Source organism: Euryhalocaulis caribicus (assembly GCF_000412185.1).
GTDB lineage: Bacteria > Pseudomonadota > Alphaproteobacteria > Caulobacterales > Maricaulaceae > Euryhalocaulis > Euryhalocaulis caribicus.
Window position 1 is genome coordinate 123708 of sequence record NZ_ASJA01000002.1, and the last position, 16702, is coordinate 140409.

14 protein-coding genes and 2 pseudogenes are annotated in these 16702 nt (G+C 56.8%); 6 read left to right on the forward strand and 10 right to left on the reverse strand.

What is annotated here, in order from left to right; all coding sequences use genetic code 11:
- Window position 1: 1 nt before the first annotated feature.
- Genes L338_RS02345 through L338_RS16240 form a run of 4 tightly spaced genes read left to right on the forward strand, consistent with a single transcriptional unit; the run spans window position 2 to window position 6442 of the window.
- Window positions 2–1795, forward strand: coding sequence for an efflux RND transporter periplasmic adaptor subunit (locus L338_RS02345; protein WP_152485787.1), 1794 nt, complete (start codon window positions 2–4; stop codon window positions 1793–1795).
- A 21-nt stretch (window positions 1796–1816) separates the two neighbouring features.
- Complete coding sequence (locus L338_RS02350) at window positions 1817–4939, forward strand: efflux RND transporter permease subunit (RefSeq protein ID WP_022696754.1); 3123 nt, start codon at window positions 1817–1819, stop codon at window positions 4937–4939.
- A gap of 27 nt (window positions 4940–4966) precedes the next feature.
- The gene (locus L338_RS02355) at window positions 4967–5323 is read left to right on the forward strand and encodes a hypothetical protein (protein WP_022696755.1); all 357 of its coding nucleotides are present in this window, start codon (window positions 4967–4969) and stop codon (window positions 5321–5323) included.
- Window positions 5324–5359: 36 nt separating this feature from the next.
- Entirely contained in the window at window positions 5360–6442 is a 1083-nt protein-coding gene (locus L338_RS16240; protein WP_022696756.1) for an acyltransferase family protein, read from the forward strand.
- Between the two features lie 43 nt (window positions 6443–6485).
- On the opposite strand, the gene L338_RS16880 is transcribed toward L338_RS16240, so the two are convergent.
- Window positions 6486–6977: a magnesium chelatase subunit ChlI family protein gene (locus L338_RS16880; protein WP_241762224.1), complete on the reverse strand. Its 492-nt coding sequence runs from the start codon at window positions 6975–6977 to the stop codon at window positions 6486–6488.
- Window positions 6899–7138: pseudogene (locus L338_RS17870) on the reverse strand (hypothetical protein); the annotation flags it as partial. The gene L338_RS16880 and the pseudogene L338_RS17870, both read right to left, overlap by 79 nt.
- Here L338_RS17870 and L338_RS17505 point away from each other — a divergent pair.
- Window positions 7059–7430 (forward strand): helix-turn-helix domain-containing protein, encoded by a 372-nt coding sequence (locus tag L338_RS17505; protein WP_277813412.1) that lies wholly within the window; start codon window positions 7059–7061, stop codon window positions 7428–7430. The pseudogene L338_RS17870 and the gene L338_RS17505 sit on opposite strands and share 80 nt — an antisense overlap.
- 12 nt (window positions 7431–7442) lie before the next feature.
- Here the strand turns inward: L338_RS17505 and L338_RS18175 are convergent, their stop codons facing one another.
- From L338_RS18175 to L338_RS17245, 3 genes and pseudogenes are all read right to left on the reverse strand, one after another.
- Window positions 7443–7691 (reverse strand): MerR family DNA-binding protein, encoded by a 249-nt coding sequence (locus tag L338_RS18175; protein WP_022696759.1) that lies wholly within the window; start codon window positions 7689–7691, stop codon window positions 7443–7445.
- Window positions 7692–7870: 179 nt separating this feature from the next.
- On the reverse strand, window positions 7871–9121 hold the full coding sequence (locus L338_RS02380; RefSeq protein ID WP_022696760.1) for a hypothetical protein: 1251 nt from the start codon (window positions 9119–9121) through the stop codon (window positions 7871–7873).
- A pseudogene (locus L338_RS17245) lies at window positions 9114–9493 on the reverse strand (integrase core domain-containing protein); the annotation flags it as partial. The pseudogene L338_RS17245 and the gene L338_RS02380, both read right to left, overlap by 8 nt.
- A 67-nt stretch (window positions 9494–9560) precedes the next feature.
- Here L338_RS17245 and L338_RS02390 point away from each other — a divergent pair.
- A complete protein-coding gene (locus L338_RS02390) occupies window positions 9561–10262 on the forward strand; it encodes an IS6 family transposase (protein WP_022696762.1) in 702 nt (233 codons plus the stop codon).
- A gap of 143 nt (window positions 10263–10405) precedes the next feature.
- On the opposite strand, the gene L338_RS17250 is transcribed toward L338_RS02390, so the two are convergent.
- The 5 genes from L338_RS17250 to L338_RS02400 form a co-directional block, all read right to left on the reverse strand.
- A complete protein-coding gene (locus tag L338_RS17250; RefSeq protein ID WP_152485788.1) occupies window positions 10406–11395 on the reverse strand; it encodes an MvdC/MvdD family ATP grasp protein in 990 nt (329 codons plus the stop codon).
- Between the two features lie 7 nt (window positions 11396–11402).
- Window positions 11403–12251 carry a hypothetical protein gene (locus L338_RS17255; RefSeq protein WP_152485789.1) on the reverse strand — a complete coding sequence of 283 codons (849 nt, stop codon included), beginning with the start codon at window positions 12249–12251 and terminating at the stop codon, window positions 11403–11405.
- 60 nt (window positions 12252–12311) lie between these two features.
- Window positions 12312–12512 carry a hypothetical protein gene (locus L338_RS17260; protein ID WP_152485790.1) on the reverse strand — a complete coding sequence of 67 codons (201 nt, stop codon included), beginning with the start codon at window positions 12510–12512 and terminating at the stop codon, window positions 12312–12314.
- Between the two features lie 817 nt (window positions 12513–13329).
- On the reverse strand, window positions 13330–15441 hold the full coding sequence (locus L338_RS02395) for a peptidase domain-containing ABC transporter (protein WP_022696763.1): 2112 nt from the start codon (window positions 15439–15441) through the stop codon (window positions 13330–13332).
- An 11-nt stretch (window positions 15442–15452) separates the two neighbouring features.
- On the reverse strand, window positions 15453–16688 hold the full coding sequence (locus L338_RS02400; RefSeq protein WP_022696764.1) for an HlyD family secretion protein: 1236 nt from the start codon (window positions 16686–16688) through the stop codon (window positions 15453–15455).
- Window positions 16689–16702 lie beyond the last annotated feature (14 nt).

The window sequence follows — 16702 nt, forward strand, 5'->3', positions numbered from 1 at the left end:
GATGACCCGACTCCCCCTCACGGCCATTGTATCGGCCATGGCCCTGCTGTCCGCGTGTGGACAGGAGGAAGCCCCGCACAGTCATGCGGATGGCGAGGCTCACAGCCATGGCGAGGAGGCGGACTCAGGCGAGCACGGCCACCCTCATGACGCGGAGGCGGAGTCCGAAGAGAGTCACGGTCATCCGCACGGCGGGGAAGCGGAGGACGTCCCGGGGGAAGAGGCCGGGCATGGCCATGCTCATGGAGAGAATGACGCCAATTCCGGTCACGGGCACGCCCACGAAGCCACTGAACCTGAATCCGATGATGGCCACGAACACGCGGCGGCCTCAAACGGAGAGGAACACGGCCATGGCGGCGGAATCACTGTCACCGACTTTACGGATTCAACACAGCTCTTTGTCGAATTTCCGCCGCTCGCCATTGGCGAAGAGTCGGCTTTCGCCGCGCATTTTACCGATCTTGACGGCTTTTCGCCGATCGATAGCGGCCGGGCGACGGTCCGGCTGACAGGCGGCGGACAGCCCGATGAGGCCTTCGCATCCGGCCCTTCGGGCACGCCTGGGATTTTCCGGCCTGTCGCAACGCCGCGATACGCTGCGGAGCGTCAGGTGCAGCTGGAAATCGAGACGCCCAGCGTGACCGCGATTCACGATCTCGGGACTTATCGGGTGTTCCGCAACCCTTCGGCCGCGCAGAATTCCCTGCCGCATGAAGCCGGACCCGAAGGCGCAATTTCCTTCCTGATGGAGCAGCAATGGAAAGTCCGGTTCGATCTTGCGCAAGCTGAAGAACGGGTGCTGCGCGAGTCCGTCCCGGCGACCGGCGTGCTGCGGGGAACCAGCGATGGCCAGGCTATGATACAGGCCCGTGCGGCGGGGACATTGACCCCCGCCAGCGGCGCCTTCCCGCGGCTTGGCCAGACCGTTGAGGCCGGGCAGACCCTGGCCCGGCTTACGCCGCGTCTGGGATCGGGCGAAGACCTCGAGACGCTCCGCTCGGCGGCGGAGACGGCGCGCGTCGAGGAACAGCTTGCCGCCTCCGAGTTGAACCGGCTTGAAGGGCTGCTGGCTGAGGGGGTCGTGCCGGCCAGCCGCGTCGAGGAGGCCCGCGCGCGCCTCAATGTCGCGCGATCCAGATTGAACGCGGCGCGCACGCGGCTGAATTCCGCACAGGGCGGGTCGTCGGGCGGCGGCGTAGCGCTGACGGCGCCGATCAAGGGCGTCATTGCGCGAGCCTATGCGGGACCCGGAGAATATGTCGAGGAAGGCGCTCCCATCTTCCAGATCGTATCGACCGAACGGCTGTGGCTGGAAGCTTCGGTCAGCGAGATCTATGCGCCAGAACTGGGCCAGCCATCCGGCGCCTGGTTTAGCGTGGACAGCCGGTCCGCGCCGATTGTTCTGACTCCTGACCGGGCTGAATTGATTGCCGCGGGCGGCGCGGTGGATCCGGTCAAGCGCACCATTCCGGTTATTTTCGAATTCGCCAATCCGGGCGGCCTGCGCGTGGGCTCCTATGTGAACCCGCGCATCTGGACCGGCGAAACGGTCTCCGGGACCGCTGTTCCGGCCAGCGCGGTAATCGACGAGACCGGCCAGGACATTGTCTATGTGATGCTGGGCGGCGAGACGTTTGAACGCCGCACCGTGCAGACCGGCATCACCGATTCCGGTTTCGTGCAGATCGTCTCCGGGGTCGAGCCCGGCGAGTACGTCGTGAGCGAGGGCGCATACCTTGTCCGGCTCGCCGCTTCGGGTCCGGCGGAAGCCGGACACGGACACGCACACTAAGGCGCCAGGAGCACCGAACGAATGATCAGCAATATTGTCTCTTGGTCGCTAAAGAACAGGCTCTTCGTCCTGCTCGGCGCGGCCGCCCTGCTGGCATGGGGCGTCTTCGAGACCACCCGCATGCCGGTGGATGTCTTTCCGGACCTTACCGCCCCCACCGTGACGGTGGTCGCCGAAGCGCACGGAATGGCGCCGGAAGAAGTCGAGAAGCTCATCACATTCCCGATCGAGACCGCCCTGAACGGCGCTTCCGGCGTAAGGCGCGTGCGCTCCTCCACGACGGTGGGCAGCGCAATTGTTTGGGTCGATTTCGACTGGGGCACGGATATCTACCAGGCGCGTCAGATCGTCTCGGAAAAGCTGCAACTGGCGCGAAGCACGCTGCCGCCTGATATCGAGCCGCCCGTGCTGGCGCCGGTCACCTCGATCATGGGCGAGATCATGTTCATCGCCCTGAAGTCGGACAACCACACCACGATGGAGATCAAGACCGCGGCCGACTGGACGGTGCGGCGGCGCCTTCTGGCGGTCACCGGCGTATCCCAAGTCATCCCCATCGGCGGGGACACCAAGCAGTATCAGGTCATCCTGCAGCCTGACCGGCTGGCCGCCTATGGCTTAACGATTGAAGACGTGGTCGAAGCGGTTGAGAAGACGAACGAGAATTCCTCGGCCGGCTTTGTCAGCAAGGGCGGCCAGGAATTCCTGATCCGCGGCGTAGGGCGCGCCGAGACGGTAGAGGATATCGCTCTTACCCGGGTCGCGGACAATAACGGCGGCCCGGTTCTGGTGCGCGATGTCGCCACGGTCGATATCGGTCCGGCGCTGAAGCGCGGCACCGGCTCCCATAACGGCGAACCGGCGGTCATTCTCGGCATCCAGAAACAGCCCGGCGCCAATACGCTGGAGCTGACCGAGCGCTTGGATAGGGTTCTTGAGGAATTGGAAGCTTCGCTGCCCGGCGGCATGACCATCGAGAAACGGATATTCCGCCAAGCCGACTTCATTTCCCTGTCCATCGACAACCTTCTGGAAGCGCTGCGCGATGGCGCGATCCTGGTCGTGCTCATCGTCTTCGCCTTCCTTTGGAGCGCTCGTGCGACAGGCATCACGCTACTGGCGATTCCGCTCTCGGTCGTGGGCGCGTTGCTGGCGATGAAGGCGATGGGGGCGACGATCAACACGATGACGCTGGGCGGTCTGGCGATCGCGCTGGGCGTGCTGGTCGATGACGCCATTATCGTGGTCGAGAACATTGTCCGGAGACTGAGAGGGAACCGCGCAAAACCCCACGAGGAGCAGGAGCCGGCGATGACCGTCGTCTATGCCGCGACGCGCGAAATCCAGGGCTCCATCGTTTTCGCGACCCTGATCATCACGCTGGTCTTCCTGCCGCTATTCTTTCTCAGCGGGGTAGAAGGAAGACTGCTGGCGCCGCTCGGCTTCGCCTATATTGTCGCGCTGGCGGTGTCATTCCTGGTGGCGATCACGGTCACGCCCGCCCTCAGTTCCTGGCTTCTGCCAAAATCCAAACTGATTGAACGGGGCGAGGAGCCGCGCGTCCTGAACGCGCTTAAATCCGGCTATGAGCCCGTCGTGCGGTTCGCCGTGAGCGCCTGGATACCGATCACCGCAGTGTCTGTCGCGCTACTGGCGGGCGCGTTGATCTGGCTGAGCTTTGCCGGCCGCGCCTTCCTGCCCGAGTTTAATGAAGGCAGCCTGACAGTCAGCGCCGTCACCCTGCCGGGCACCTCGCTCGAACAATCCGATGCGCTGGCCGGCATGGTTGAGCGTATCCTGCTGGAGCAGCCGGAGGTCGTTTCCACGGCAAGGCGCACGGGCCGCGCGGAACTGGACGAGCACGCCCAGGGCGTCAACGCCTCGGAAATCGACGTGGCCCTGCAGATGCGCGAGCGCAGCAAGGCGGCTTTCCTTGAGGATCTGCGCAGTGAGCTGACCGCCGTGCCGGGCATGAATATCGTGATCGGCCAGCCCATCTCACACCGGATTGATCACATGCTTTCGGGCACGCGCGCCAATATCGCGGTGAAAATTTTCGGTCCGGACCTGTTCACGCTCCGCCGGTTGGGGGCGGAAGTACAATCCGTGATGAGCGGCGTTGAAGGCGTGGTCGACCTTTCAGCCGAGCAGCAGGCGGAAGTGCCGCTGATCAGTCTGGATTTCGACCGCGAGGCAATCGCCCGCTACGGCCTGACCATTCAAGACGTGGCCGAGGCCGCGGAAACGGCCTTCGCCGGCCATGAAGTTTCACGGATACTTGAAGGACAGGCCAGCTTCGACCTCGTCGTGCGTTATCCGCACAACGCCGCAGAAACGCCCGAACGCGTCGGCGAAACCCTGCTGACCACGCATAGCGGCGCTGAAATCCCGCTTTCGGCCGTCGCCCGCGTGCAGCGAGAGGCGGGCCCGAACATGATCAATCGGGAAAACGTGCAGCGTAAGATGGTGGTCATGGCCAATGTGGCCGGGCGCGACCTTCTGAGCGTGGTGAACGACATTCAGGATGGAATAGCGTCCTCCGTCGCTGTTCCATCCGGCTATCACATCGAATATGGCGGCCAGTTCCAGAGCGCGTCCAGCGCATCTCGCTCACTGTCTGTTCTGGGCGCGCTGGTGATCGTTGGCATCTTCCTTTTGCTCTATACCGCCTTCTCATCGGTGGCGGACGCCTTGTTAGTGATGCTCAACCTGCCGCTGGCGCTGATCGGCGGCGTTGTGGGCGTGTTCGTCTCCGGCGGCGTGCTTTCTGTGGCCTCGATCATCGGCTTCATCACGCTGTTCGGCATCGCGACGCGAAACGGCGTGATGATGATCGCTCATATCCGCCACCTTATCGAAACGGGCGAGGAGAGCGATTTCCGCAAAGCGGTCGAGCGCGGCGCGACCGAGCGTCTGATTCCGATCCTGATGACGGCGATCTCCGCCGGTCTGGCCCTCATCCCGCTGGCGCTGAGCGCCGGCGAACCGGGCAGCGAGATCCAGGCCCCAATGGCGATTGTGATCCTTTTCGGTCTGCTGACATCAACCGCGCTGAATATGGTCGTCGTGCCGGCGCTCTATTACCGCTTTGGCGCGCAGAAGCTTCGCCGTCAGATTGAAGAGGCCGAGCCGGTGACCGTATAGCCGGCGGTATAAAAGGAGAGAGAGGCTATGTTTCTCTGGTTGTTGAAAGCGGTCGTGGCTGGCGTCGTGGTGGCGACCGCGGCCTGGCTATCCGAGAAAAAACCGGGACTGGCCGGGTTTGTTGTCGCACTGCCTTTGGCCTCTTTGCTTGCGCTCGCCTTTTCCTGGTTCGAACACCGCGACTCGCAGACCAGCATCTTGTTCGCGCGCAGCATTCTGATCGCAGTCCCGGTGTCGTATCTGTTTTTCGCGCCATTCTTTTTTACCGGACGCACGGGCTGGGGATTCTGGAGCAGTTACGCGGCGGGCTTCGTCCTTCTGATCCTGGGTTTTTTCATTCATCGATGGGTCAGCGGGTGGCTGATTGGAAGCGGTTCGGCCTGATCCGGCTATGGCACAGGGCTTGCTGCAATAACTGCCATGAACGGGAACACGATTGGCGCGCGCGTTCAGTCGCGGAGCAATTATTTCACGGCGATCCGGATTTTTCTGGCCGCGTGTGTCGCGCTGTCCCATTGCTGGATTGTGTTTTCCGGACGGGAGTCGCCCGACCCGTTTGCCTTCAGGGACCTGACCCTGAGCTATATGGCGGTGAACGGCTTTTTCGTGCTGAGCGGCTTCTTTATCGCCAAAAGCCTGCATGACCGCCGCGATCTCCTTTCATATGCCTGGTCGAGATTTTTGCGGATCATGCCGGCGCTCGCCGTTATCGCGCTGAGCGCCGTCTTTCTCATTGGCCCGCTCGCCTCCGGCATGCCGGTCCGGGCGGCATTGGCAGACCCCGACACCTATGCCTATCCCCTCAATGTTCTTAGCTTTGTCGATACGCGCGGCGGCCCGCCAGGCTTTGCCCCGGATAATCCCTATAAGGGCGAATTCGCCGGCACGCTCTGGACCTTGAGATACGAGGCGCTCGCCTATATCGGCGCCGGGGCGGCGTTTGCGACCGGCCTTGTGTTTCGTAAGGGGCCGATCCTGATTGTCGCAGGCGCATCAGCAGCGCTGTTCATCGTGCTGACAAGGACGGGAACGCCGGCGTTCCTGCCCGAGTCGATCTGGGTGCTCACCCGTTTCATGACGGCGTTCCTGATAGGCTGCGCAGCCTATGTCTGGCGCGACCATATCCCTCTGCGGCTCGACATGGCTTTGCTGCTAACGCTCCCGCTGCTGGTGATCGACGGTCGCGCCGAGAGCGAAATCATCGCCACTGTGGCCCTTGGATACTGGATTTTCCTGGCGGGCGCGGCGCCCCGGAAGAACCTTAAATGGCTCACTTCGGTCGATGACATCTCATACGGGCTGTATATCTGGCACTGGCCCGTCATGCAGATTCTGCTGTGGCGGAGCGTCGTCGACCAGCCCCTCCATATGGCTCTGACCGCGATACCGATCAGCGCGCTCATCGCCTACGTCTCCTGGCGGCTAATCGAGAAGCCCGCGCTTTCCCTGAAAGGGTTTTCGGGAAGGTTTAGAAAACCGGTTGTGCATGTCCAGAGCGTCTAAAGCCTGTCATGCAATCAATTCAGCCCCCATATTTGCTTGAAATTCAGGATCGGGCCGCCGCGCTGCGGGCATTTGTCGGCCCTCCATAGCTTTCCGGCGGGCTGCGGCGGTGGCTGAGGGCTTCGGCGATGTGGACGCGGCGCACCGAGTCCGCGCCATCAAGATCGGCGATGGTGCGGGCGACGCGCAGGGTGCGGTGATAGGCGCGGGCGCGCAGTTTCATCTTCTCGGCGGCTTTGGCCAGGAGCGCGCGGACGGCCTCGTCCGGGGCGGCGACCTGTTCGACCATCGCCGTCGTGATCTCCGCCTTTGTATGGCCGCCTTCCGCGCCTTCGCCGCGGGCCAGTTGCGCGGACCGGGCGGCGGCGACGCGGGCGGCGGCAAGGCAAGGTCGGCGGCAATGACCGCCGGGACATCGATCTGCATTTCGATGCGATCCGTCATCGGGCCGGAAATGCTTGACTGGTATTCGGTGGCGCAGCGCGGCCCGCGCTTGCAGGCGATACCTGAAACGCCCCCATTTCCGCAGCGGCATACGCACGTTGCCTTCTTTCCAAATTTCAGTTGGTCAATAAAAACAATAAGGAAGCTCCCGTGCTTGAGCGAGCTCGCCTCTTTGGGAGAGCAGATTAGGCGGCGGCGACGACAGCTTGGATTGCGCCAGAAGGATGTCGCGGAGCAGCTTGGCGTGAACATCTGGACGGTCGGAAACTGGGAGAAAGGCGTATGCGGACCACAGATCGAGCATTGGCCGCGGCTCATCGATTTTCTTGGGCGGGACCCGTTCCGTCAGCCGCGCTCGCTGGGAGAACATGTCCGCCGCGAAATGCGGATGCGGGGGCTATCCTACAAGACCTTTGCCAAGGAGGTCAGGATGAGCCCGGAGACTCTCGTGAAGATCGTCAGGGACGAGTATGGCGTGATCGATCCGCGCCTTCGAAGCGCGCATCAAGCGCTTCAGCAGAGATATGGTCTTAGGAAGTTATAGCAGCGTCGCCGCCTAGGCCGACCGAACGCCTGCCAGAGCGTCAATAACCGGGCAATCTTTGGCCTCTCCGCCCTCGCAATCCCTGACCAATCGCGTCAGACTCGTCTTAAGCTTCCTGAGATCGCAGATCTTGGTCTTGATCGAAGCCAGATGGCTGCTCGCCATGTCCAAGACTTCGCCACAGGTAAATTCGCTCGAGTTCATCAGCGACAGCAAGGCGCGAATTTCTGCGACAGATAAGCCCAGATCACGGCCTCGCATGACAAACCCCAGCGGGGCTTGATCGTCCGGCGAATAGAGCCGGTGGCCGCTCTCTGTCGGTCAGGCTTCGAGCGCCCAGTTAAGCCGCCTCGGGGGAGGGTTTGCCCCACTCTGCCGCGGCTCCTCCCGCAAAATTGCCAAAAGCCGGCAATCGGGCAAGGCCTACGACTGGGAAAGCTTTATTTCTTGGTGGCGATCATGGTTTTCGCGAGAATTTCGTATTCTGGATTCAGCAATACGATTTCGTACTTGCCGGGGCTAAGCGCCAAGGGGCGGACCGCGGACCCACCCCTAACTAGAACACGATCAAAAGGCGCTGCAGCGTCCGAGCGGTTAGGCAGGCGCGCCTCAACCACCAAGAGATCCGCAGATTTCATGGCGCGCATATTTCCATCAAGCCAAGGCTGAACAGAATGGGCCGATCTGCCGATCCCCGTGAACCAGGAGGGCAATCCGTTATCCGTTTGCGGGAGTTCATTTGTCCGAATGATGAAATCGAACGCATTGTGCGCTGACTCAGCCGGGTTGGTTACTTCCAAGAAGGAATATGGCAAAGATTCATTTTGAATAATCGGGCAGGCTGACTGGCTCACGGTGACCGGGTCATAGCCTGACAAATCGCGCAGCCAACCCGCCATATACTTCTGCGGCAGGGGCGGCGCGCCGCTATCCTCACGGGCGTGCCCTTGGCCCGCATAGACGACAACCTTTGCTTCAGGGTCCTTTTTGAAAGTTCGCGTTACTAGATTTTCTGCCTGAATTCGTTCGCGGTCATTGATTGGGTCGCCAGTACCAGGCGTTTGATTTGTCATCCACTCGTAGGGAATCAGCGTGTACCCAAGCCGTATCGCGTGCTCGACAAAGCCGGCAAACACAGGTTCCGTAATCTCAGCGCCTTCGGACCTCTTTAACCAACCCCTTTCCTCTATTGCCGGCGCGGCGGGCGTAAGGTCCTCGATCGCGAGATACCGATATCCCTGTTCGTAGAGCCGCCCAATCAGGATATGGGCGTAAGCCCGATGCGCCGGGATGTGATGGATCTCATTGACGATGACAATCCGGGCGTCTGTCGAAACCGCTGCGACCGCCTCCACCCCATCGCGCGCGTGATCCGAATCTATTCTGGCCACACAACTGGCCTCATGCTCGATATTGTATGTACCGCCAATGGCGTAAGCGGCGGCATAGTCGCCCACGGCGGCGTACATCTGCGCTGCGTAGTCGCGCACACTATCACATCGGTGAAGGTTTTGATTTTCTAACGCCGCCACAGCAGCAAGGGGATTTCCCTGCAGGAACATTAGTACGGTCTGATTGCGAACCTGTATTGCTTGCTCGCAGCCCTCTTCCGCCGCCGCTGAGCCGCACAAAGAAAGAAAAAATAATACTGATGCGGCGAAAAAATTGAGTTGGAGAAAAATTTTATTCATGACCCTCGTCTTGGCCTGCCCCAAATGGGTGGTCCGGTTGTGATGTTAGTGGGTGTGGCTTTTCAGCTCCATAGAGAATCAATTCCGGCGCTGGCGGACGGCACCCGAGCGCTGAGTGAGATCTGACGCGGTTATAATGCTGGCTCTAAGCCTCGATAAGGAGCTGCGCTTCTTTCAGGGAATAGAAGATTTCTCCATTCAGCAGCTCGTCGCGCAGTCGTCCATTGAAGCTTTCGACGTAGCCGTTCTCCCAGGGCGATCCGCGTTCGATGAAAGCCGCGCAGGAGCCCCCGCTGCCTCGATCCAGTCCCGCCCCCGTCGGGCGACGAACTCCGGGCCGTTGTCGGAACGGATGAAATCGGGCGCGCCCCGCGCCTCGATCGGCATTGTCAGAGGAAACCGGCTTGAGCGGCCAACCTCGCGCCAGTAGCGTTTCCGGATGGCCAATCCCTTCCGCTATTTCAAGACATCGCCCGAGGTGATCCGCTTTGCGGTGATGCTCTATGTCCGGTTTCCGCTTTCCCTGAGGAACGTGGAGGATCTGCTCCACGAGCGTGGCATCGATGTCAGCCACGAGACGGTGCGGTGCTGGTGGAACCGGTTCGGCCCGATGTTCGCCGGCGAGATCAGGCGGAAGCGAGCCCAGCAAATGCTGTCGTACCCACAGTGGCGCTGGCACCTGGACGAGATGTTCGTGAAAATCCGCGGCGAGACGCACTATCTCTGGCCGGCGGTCGATCACGAAGGCGAGGTGCTGGAGGCTTATGTCTCAAAGACTCGGGATCGCGAGGCAGCGCTTCGATTCCTGCGCAAGGCGATGAAGCGGTATGGGGAACCGAGATCCATCGTGACCGACAAGCTCAGATCCTATGGCGCGGCGCTGAGAGAGCTGGGTCTGGACGGCCGTCAGGAAGCGGGGCGCTGGCTCAATAATCGGGCGGAGAATTCACATCTGCCGTTGCGAAGACGGGAACGGGCGATGCAGCGTTTCCGGCGGATGCGAAGTCTGCAGAAATTCGCCGCCGTCCATTCTTCCGTCTTCAACCATTTCAATCACGACCGCCATATCAACCGCCGCTCAGCCTTCAAGGAACACCGTGCCGCCGCCCTTGCCGAGTGGCGTCGGCTTGGCGCGGCCTGAGGCCGGCCTATACCGGCTCTAGGGAGACCGGTTCGCATTCGCCTGACAGCACCCGGGCCATGCATTTTCAGCCTGAAGGGTAAATCAGCTGATCGGAATAAGAGCCCTGCTGGTTGGCTCATGTTATCAAAATTACTCGGACATTAACTGTGTATATCTTTAACGTAGTCAACAAATAGTGATATTACCTGACTATCATTCAGTTTCCGCTCATATCCAAGCCACTGACCATCCGGATTGCATTCTAAAAAATATAATACTTCGTTTTCATCTACTATAAAATCAAAAACACCATAGTCCAAACCCATTTCTCCGAGATATTGATCTATCTTTTCTTGATCTTCGTCCGTTAAATTTACTCGTATAACCTCCGCCTCTTGGCTTGATAACCGCCAATCAACCGCACTGCCTAGGCCACTGAACTTAAAGCCAGCCCCCTTGCCCTTAAAAGATACATATCTAATTTCGTATTCTTTATATACTCTCCTTTGAATGATGCTTGGCGCCAGGGCGACCTCTTCCCTCGAGGCCGCTTCTATTTCAGCACAATTAATTTCATTGGTTAATATCCATTTATAATCATTCCCCTTAGATAAGGTGGGGGGGACAAAATTTGTTTTTAATGATTTTGTAATATAATTGGCATCACCCCTCATGAAAGATAGTATGGTGTTTTTATTTCCACCAATACAAAATCCCGGAACATTAAAACCCACCTTCAATGCTGTAGACAGTTCAATCATTTTATTTGTAGAAAATACCGTTTTCTGTATGTCGTTAAAACACGGTATGCTATTCAACAACAACCAACCCTCAAATGCCACTCGCTTTTCTGTAGCTGCATAATATTTTGCTTGATGAGCAGGTGTTGGAAAATATGTTATATTGTATTTATTCCTCCACCACACTAATATATTTTCTTTACCCGTAAATTCCTGCATGACCATGTCTTTATAGGAAAGCGCAGTAAGGCTGAACTGTAATTTATTATCTTTATTGGTATATGAACAAACTGCACATTCCGAAACTGGGTCGAATAGCGCAACGTTTAGCCCCTCCTCCACTAGACGCTCACACACCGCTTTAATATGAGGGTCACGGACTGAACCATAAACTAGAAGCGTCCTGCTCATGGCGCAATTATTCAGATGTTTCGCAAAATTTAGCGCCGTACGCCCGCAAAGCCTCGGCCGCGGTCCGGCCAAAGCCAAGCTGAGCTCGCAATTTGTCAGCCTCCTGTTCGCTCTCTAAGGCCGGATAGTATATTGGACCGCCATCACGACACGTTCTATATGTACCTAAAATTTGCGTACCATGCTTCATTTGATGAGCAAAATCTAAGAAAGAGCCATAGTCCACGCCCGAGAGATTACTTTCTGCATACGCTCGATCTGCTGCTATTTTTATTTCAGAGAATCTTTCCTTATCGGTAAAATGCTTAACCAACAAGCGCCCGGCCTCAGCTCCATTCTCACCCAAATCCGCCGTTACTGGATAACCGTTCTTTGCCACATAGTCATATAAATAGTCTCTATTGTTTTCCATTAACTTACAATATAGCCGAGCCGCAATCGCACGCTCTGTAATAGTTCCGTTCGATAGAGAGTGAAAATTAAATGAAAGTAACTGGTCTAAATTAGCTCTGGCGAGAAACTCGCTTGAAATCGCTTTTTCAGCCGGGCCAGATTCGAAGACCAGTTTGTCTTCTGAATTAATATCCGCTTGCAGTCCCGAGAGCTGTGTTTTTAACTCACCCCTAAGTCGCCCCCTGAATTTAACCTGAGAGAGTCGTAGCGATGACTGATTGTGAATAGACGCCCAATAAACATTCGCAGGTGACGCGCAGGAATTTGCATTTGGCTCAATTATTTCTTTTGATTCAAATTTTGTTAAATTATCTATTTCTTGGGACACGCTATCTTCAATTTCCAAGATCAGACGCTCAGCTGGCAATTGAAGCAAGAAAAGCAAGAGAAGAACTAAAGGCATGATTTTTCCCTAATATAGCGGCGCGCCGAAACAACCGACGCGCCACTACTGCGTTAGCCACTAACAATCGTCAGTGGTGCACCATTCTTGACTGCCGTCTGGTCCGATAGTCACGGTGTTCTTGGGATTATCGCAGCCCTCACCAATTCCCGCGGCGCCATCACCGCCGGCAATCAAATCAAGCGTTGGGCCGTCCAATTCCCTGAGCTGGTGTATGCCTGGTTCAGCTTTCTTAAACAAAAAAGGTGTAGGCATTTTCATGATTGTCTCCTCCATTAGTTGACGCTTGATGCAACCATAAATTTTTACCGCCCACAACCCATGGTAGATACGTTTTTATTAATAATTTAGCCCTTCATGACTCCCTCGCATGCAATCCGGCTGGTTGTCGATTATTAAAATGGGGCCCTGCAAACGGGTCAATCTACCGGTATCCATTTCATAAACACAATCAACGTATTCTATTAAGTCGGGCTCATGAGTTATAATAACGCAGGTTACTTTCATCTGAGACAAAGTATCTTCTATCTAGCTTTTGGTTAACCAATCAAGATTCGCCTTGCGCTCATCCTGGAACAGCACTGATCGGCTACGACACCAACGCTCGAGCAAGAAGAATTCTCTGACATCGCCCTCCTGAAAGCGTTTTACCTATATCGCCGACCACGCTGAAATAATTCATAGGCTGGTGTATAAGATCATCATGAACACGCTATTTGGGCTACCACATTTACGCGGTCCACATCTATATCAGGATCAAAAAATAGCAATATTATTTGCAATGGCGCCAGACAGAAGCTTATCGTTCTGCACTACAACTTCGATCTCACACTAGAGGCGAATGCCAAAGCGGTCTAGGGGAGCATACCCTGGACGCAGCTCCCTCCCTCGTTCCTCTGTTATAATTCAAGTAATAGCTTGGCACAAAGATTCATATGGTAAATGACTACTTCCAGCGGTTAGGATCTTATAAATCTTTTATCAGATAAATATGATGGTTAAATCTCGATTTCGCATCGATTTTTTAATTTCAGATTTGATGTTTCGGATTTAATTGTTTCTGCTTAGGAAGAGCCGATTAGGCCCTCGGCCTCTCTATTAGTTTGCCTTCTTCAACATGCAAAATTCTCGAGGCCCGTTTGATCAGTTCCGCTCGGTGCGCAATTACTATACGCGTGACCGGCATTGCTTCAATGGAATCAGCGATGGCGCGTTCAGTTTCCGGGTCGAGGTTAGCGGTGCCTTCGTCCAAAAGCAGCACTCTGGGACGACGATAGAGCGCGCGTGCAAGTAGAATGCGCTGCCTTTGCCCCCCGGAAAGAGTGCTTCCCATATCCCCCACAAGGCTCAAATAATTCATAGGCAAGCGCATGATATCAGCATCAACGTAAGCGATTTGAGCCACCTCCTTTACGCGCTCCATGTTGATTTGAGGATCGAACATGGCAATATTGTTGGCGATGGTGCCAGACAGCAGCGTGTCGTCCTGCATAACGACGCCCGCCGTCCTCAACCACGCCGCGCGATCAAGCGTCGCTTGAGATATTCCGCCATAGCTTATCTTACCGGCAGTGGGCGGATAGAGACCCAGCAAGAGCTTTAAAAGCGTGGTTTTTCCGCTTCCGGACGACCCCGTGATCGCAACAAATTCTCCCTCTTCAATTACGAAGCTCGCGCCTTCGAGAATCCACGGATCTCCATCGCCATAACGGAAAAAGACATCCGAAAACTCAATCTTTGAGTAAGACTCACCGGAGCCAAGCGCAGAGGACGCGGAACGCCGATCGCGCTTCGCCTCGACGATATCCGACAGTCGGCTCAAATGTAGGTCGAGCAGGCGGAACTGGACGAGCTGGTTCACAAATGTGTCTACCCGCTGGGAGAATCCTTGCGCATAAGCCACGAACGCGAAGACCATGCCGATCGTGAAGTCGCCTGCCAGCACCATCCGCCCAGCGATGAAAACCACAGCGACGGTCTGCAGGCCGATAAAAGCTGTCCGGGAAAACGCCATCAGGGCTTGGTACTTCCCGGCCGAAACCGCGGCCGTGATGGCGTCGCCATAGAGATTCCGCCAAGCGCTCTCCCGTTCGGACTCCATCCCTGAAAGCTTCACCAGCTTTGAGGCGCGAATTGTCTCCATCAAATGAGTTTGCTCGCGCGCCTGATTGACAATTTGCTCTTCCTGCCGGGCCCGCAACCGGGGATAAAGAGCCATCGTTGCCAATGTGTAGCAGCCGGTAAACGCAAGCACTATAAAGAGCAGCGCCCCTCCATAAGCCAGCATAGCCAAAGCCATGACGCAGGCGACCGCAAAATCAATAATAGCCGAGACAAGTCCTTGAGTTAGCGCGCTTTGGATCGGCCGCGTGGATCCCATTCTCGACACCAGGTCGCCAATATGACGTTTTTCAAAATATGAGGTCGGGAGCTTGAGCAGATGGCGGAAAATATTCCCGACCATTTGATAGGTGAGCAGGTTCCCGAAATATAGAATCGCCCAAGCGCGCAACAGCTCGGCAACGGCGCCAATCAGAAAAACGCCGGCGAATCCAAGGCAAATCACCACCAACAGATAGGCGTCTGACTTCAGAAGCGATTCATCAATGACAATCTGCAAAAAAAGCGGCGTGAGGAGGCTGACGCCGAGAAGAATGGATGAAATCAGCAAAAGCTGAGTGAAGGCGCGCTTCCAACCTCGGATTCCGCTCCATAATTGCGTAAGGCGTGTCTTGGCTTGGAGTTCTTGAGGCTCAAATTCCGCCGTTGGCTCCAATTCCAACGCGACGCCGGTGAAATGTTTGGACACCTGACTCAGCGAGAGCTTGCTGTGACCCCGAGCCGGGTCATGGATCTCTACAAATTGCCCGCGAACGCGCTTAAGGACCACGAAGTGGTTCATGTCCCAATGCAAGATAGCCGGCGACTGGACCTTATGCAGCTGATCAAGCTCAACGCGTATGGCGCGACTGCTGAGATTCAATTCATCGGCCGCGTTCATGAGACCTCTGAGCGTAGACCCGCTCATGGAAATCGAGAACTGCTGCCGGAGGCCATTGAGATCGACATGATGCCCGTGAAACGCGGCGATCATGGTTAGGCAAGCCAATCCGCACTCCGCCTCCTCGCTTTGCTGCACGATCGGGAGTATTTGCGCGCGCGGCAGATTCAGTCCGGCAAACTTGATCATGCGGTCGCTTCCTATTCCCGCCGCAGAGGGGCGACGATCCATGACCAGAGCGGACGGCGCTCAAGAATTATCCTTCCCTGAAGGGCCATCCCGGGCTGTAACGGAAATGTCTCTCCGAACGCTTCGATTTTATCGGAACCGAGATCCACGATAACGCGATAAACCGGTTCGTTGACCTGGGGCCCTTCAATCAGGTCGTCAGGATCAAGGATTGTCCTCGATATGGATTTTACCACCCCTTCACCAACCCCGAATTGCTGATAGGGGAAGGCGTCATAAAGAAGATCGACTTCTTGTCCGGGCTTGATAAATCCTGCTGCCCGGGTTGGAGCAAAAAGTTGAGCCTGCAAATTGCCGCCGCCGGGGAGGACCGTAAGGATGGTTTGACCGGCGCGTATGGACGATCCGCTCGTGAGCAAGATGCTGGCGATCTGGCCGTCACGGGAAGCGACGAGTTGATACTCCCCGCGCATCGCTGACTCAGCCCTTTGCCGGCGGAGATCTGCGAGCTGCCGTTTGATATTTGAGATCTCAATTTCTGAAGCGATCGGCGCAACTTGCGATTCCGAGGTCGCCGCGGCAAACTCGTTGTCTAAAGCCACTTTGCGCTGGCGAAAATCGGCGAGCGCCTGCTGTTGAATAATGACAGCCTCTTGACGTCGCTGCAGATCATTGACGGAGGCGGCGTCCTGATCAATCAAGTCCTCCACGCTTTCGAGTTGACGCTTCGCCAACGCCAAACGCTCTTCCTGCAAACGGATTTGCTCCACCAGCTGCGTCGCCTCTGATGCGAGAGCGGCTTGTCGGCGTTGCAAATTCGCTTGCTCGAGCTTGTTTCTTACTCGAACGCCCTCTAACGAGTTTTCGAGCTGTAATATTTGTTCGTCGAGGCTCACAAGCGCTGTTTCCGCCGCCCCTTGACCGTCTAACAATGTGATGTCCAGCGAAATTTTCGCGACCGGCTGTCCGGCTTGGACAGAATCCCCAACCTCGACGTATACCTCGCTAATCACGCCGCCCGTCTGGGAAGTGACACGCGCTACTCCCATTTCGGGCACCACCCATCCCTTTACAGTTTCCTGACGCGCGTACTGGCCAAACGCTAATAGGCCCAACCCCATTACGCAGATGAACAGAAGCACAGCTAAAACCGACCAGGAGGCTGGCGGCGATGCTAAGATGACTTCGCCTTCAACGCGCTGCCTGGCTTCGACCGCCTCTTTTCTAAAAAGGTCGTGGTCAGACACTTAGACCGCCTTTC